This window comes from Gemmatimonadota bacterium (genome assembly GCA_009838645.1).
Taxonomy (GTDB): domain Bacteria; phylum JAAXHH01; class JAAXHH01; order JAAXHH01; family JAAXHH01; genus JAAXHH01.
The window spans coordinates 1-2,860 of the sequence record VXRC01000021.1; the positions used below are offsets into that span (position 1 = coordinate 1).

The 2,860-nt window shown below is 70.0% G+C and carries 2 protein-coding genes; both read left to right on the plus strand.

The window, feature by feature from the left end:
* Positions 1-67 precede the first annotated feature (67 nt).
* Positions 68-1,480, plus strand: coding sequence for an ABC transporter permease subunit (locus F4Y38_06170; protein MXY48873.1), 1,413 nt, complete (start codon positions 68-70; stop codon positions 1,478-1,480).
* A gap of 1 nt (position 1,481) precedes the next feature.
* The coding region (locus F4Y38_06175; GenBank protein ID MXY48874.1) for a DUF3526 domain-containing protein at positions 1,482-2,860 on the plus strand (1,379 nt) is incomplete at its 3' end.

Consider the following 2,860-nt stretch of genomic DNA (forward strand, 5'->3'; position numbering starts at 1 on the left):
GGACGAGATCGGCCACGCCGATCTGGAGCGCATCTACCTGGAACACATGCACGACTAGGGGAAAACGATGATCAGACACATCATCCGCAAGGAGTTCACCGACATCGTTCGGGACGGTCGCTTCCGCTGGTGCTCGATCCTGGTGGGGGCGCTGCTGCTGGTTTCGCTCGGCCACGGGTGGGTCCAGGCACGCAACGCGCAGCAGGAGCACGCGGCCGCGCAGGCCACCGCCCGCGAGCACTGGGAGACGCAAGGCGAGAAGAATCCGCATTCGGCGGCCCACTACGGCATCTATGCGTTCAAACCCCGCCTGGCGCTGTCGTTTGTCGACGAGGGCGTGGATCCGTACACCGGCACGTCGGTCTGGCTGGAGGCCCATCGGCAGAACGACTTCCTGCTGCGGCCGGCCCAGGACGCGACGGCGGCCCAGCGGATCGGGGTGCTGACCGCGGCGCAGGTGCTGCAGCACCTCGTGCCCCTGCTCATCATCCTGCTCACCTTCGGCGCCTTCGCCGGCGAGCGGGAGCGGGGCACGCTGCGCCAACTGCTGGCCAGCGGGATCGGCCGGCGGGAGCTGGCCGCGGGCAAGGCGCTGGGCGTAGGCGGGGCGCTGGCGTTGTTGCTGGTGCCGGCCGCGCTGGTGGGGGCGGCGGCGCTGGTGGTCGGGAGTCCGGGCCCGGCGGCATCCCCACTGGCCCGGGGCGTGGTCCTGGCCGGGGTCTATCTGGCCTACTTCACCGTCTTCCTCTCGCTCTCGCTGGCGGTGTCCGCGTGGGCCCGCTCGGGACGCACCGCGCTGGTGATCCTGCTGGGCGTGTGGGTGGTGAACGGGCTGGTGGCGCCGCGCGTCGCGGTGGATCTGTCGAAGTGGCTGCACCCGACGCCGTCGGCGATCGAGTTCGCGCGCACCATGGAGAGCGAGATGGCTGCGGGCGCGGGAGACATCTCTCCCCCGGACCGGGATGCGTCGACCGAACGCCTGCTGGCCGAATACGGAGTGGAGCGAGTCGAGGACCTGCCGATCAACGCGGTGGGTGTCTACCTGCAAGAGAGCGAGGAGTTCGGCAACCGGATCTTCGACCGGAACTACAGCGCGTTGTGGGACACCTTCGAGCGCCAGGGCGTCGTTCACGAAACACTGGCGGTGGCGGCGCCGCTGCTGGCGGTGCGCACGCTGTCGATGGGACTGGCCGGGACGGATGTCGAGCAGCACAGGCACTTCGCCACCGCCGCCGAGACGTACCGCCGGGACCTGATGCGGCAGATGAACGGCGACATGGCCGAGAATTCCCGAACGGGCGACTTCTCGTACGCCGCCGACGCCGAGCTTTGGGAATCGGTGCCTCCGCTGCAGTACGCCGCCCCGACGCTGGGCTGGGTGCTGGGCAACCGCGTCCTGTCGCTGCTGGTTCTGGGGGCATGGCTGGCCGGGACCATCCTCGTGGCTGCGGCGCGCGTCCGGCGCGCGGAGGTAGCGTAGGATGACCGCGCGCAACGTCCTCCGGAACGAGTGGCGTCTGCTCATGGCCGACCGGGCGCTCCGGATCGTACTGGGGCTCTTCGCCGTCCTGCTCATCTACGCGCTGGCCAACGGCGCGGTCTGGATGCGGTTTCAGGAGGGGATCGTGGAGACCGTGCAGAGCGGCAATGTCGAGCGCGCACGCGCCATCGAGCAGGAGCTGGTCGCCATCGCGGGCGGCGCCGAGCCGGCGTCGCGCTTCTCCGACCCCCGCGCCCCGAACGTCCTTGGCGGGGCACGAGGCAGCCATACCGCAGTGCTGGAGCCCGGTCCCCTGACGGCGCTGGCGGTCGGTCAGAGCGATCTCCTGCCCTACTACTACGACGTCAACATCTACACCAACGAGTCTTCATTCCACCAGAACGGCGAGGTCGAGAATCCCCTCAACCTGATGGTCGGCCGCTTCGACCTGGCCTTCGTGGTCATCTACCTGCTGCCGCTCCTGGTGCTCGCGCTCGGCTACAACGTCCTTTCGGAGGAGCGCGAGCAGGGGACGCTGGGGCTGACGCTCTCGCAGCCGGTGTCGGCGCGTGGCGTGGTGGTGGCGAAGCTGGCCTTCCGGGCGCTCCTGGTCGTGGGCATGGTGCTGGCGGCCTCGCTGCTCGGCGCCCTGGTCACGGGGGGATTCGGCTCGCCGGGCCGGGTGATGCTCTGGTGCGCCACGGTCGTCATCTACGCGCTCTTCTGGTTCGTGCTCGCGGCGTGGGTGAACAGCCTGCGCCGCTCCTCCGCGTGGAACGCCACGGTTCTGGTGGGGGCGTGGCTGGTCCTGGTGGTGGTGCTTCCCGCCGCCATCAACATCGCGTCGGGGCTGCTGCACCCGCTGCCGTCCCGCGTCCAGATGGTGACCGCGCAGCGCGAAGCCTCGAACGACGCCGTCAACCGACGCAGCGAACTCCTCGCGCGGTATCTGGAGGACCACCCGGAGATGGCGGAGGGGGTGGTGGCCGACGAGCCCGGTCTGGGCGCGCTCGCCTGGGCCGCCACGGACGCCGTGAACCGCCGGTTGGAGGAGGTCACGGGCGAACACGATGCGCGCCGCGTCGAGCAGATCGCGCTGGTGCGCCGCTACCGGTTCCTGTCACCGGCGCTCCTGGCCCAGGAGGTGCTCACGGACGCCGCGGGGACTGGCGACGCGCGCTACGGTGGCTTCCAGTCAGACGTGCGGGCGTTCGCGGAGCGATGGCGGGAGTTTTTCGTGCCCGCGATCCTCGCCGGCGAACAGATGGACGCCGGTGTACTTCACGATCTGCCCAGGTTCAGTCTCGCGGACGAAGACTCCGGCGATGTCGCGCGCCGCGCGGCTGTTCCGCTGGCGGTCCTGGGCGGACTCCTCCTGTT

Excerpts from the sequence above, each read along its gene's own strand:
- F4Y38_06170 (MXY48873.1), top strand. The coding sequence starts at position 68 with ATGATCAGACACATCATCCGCAAGGAGTTCACCGACATCGTTCGGGAC.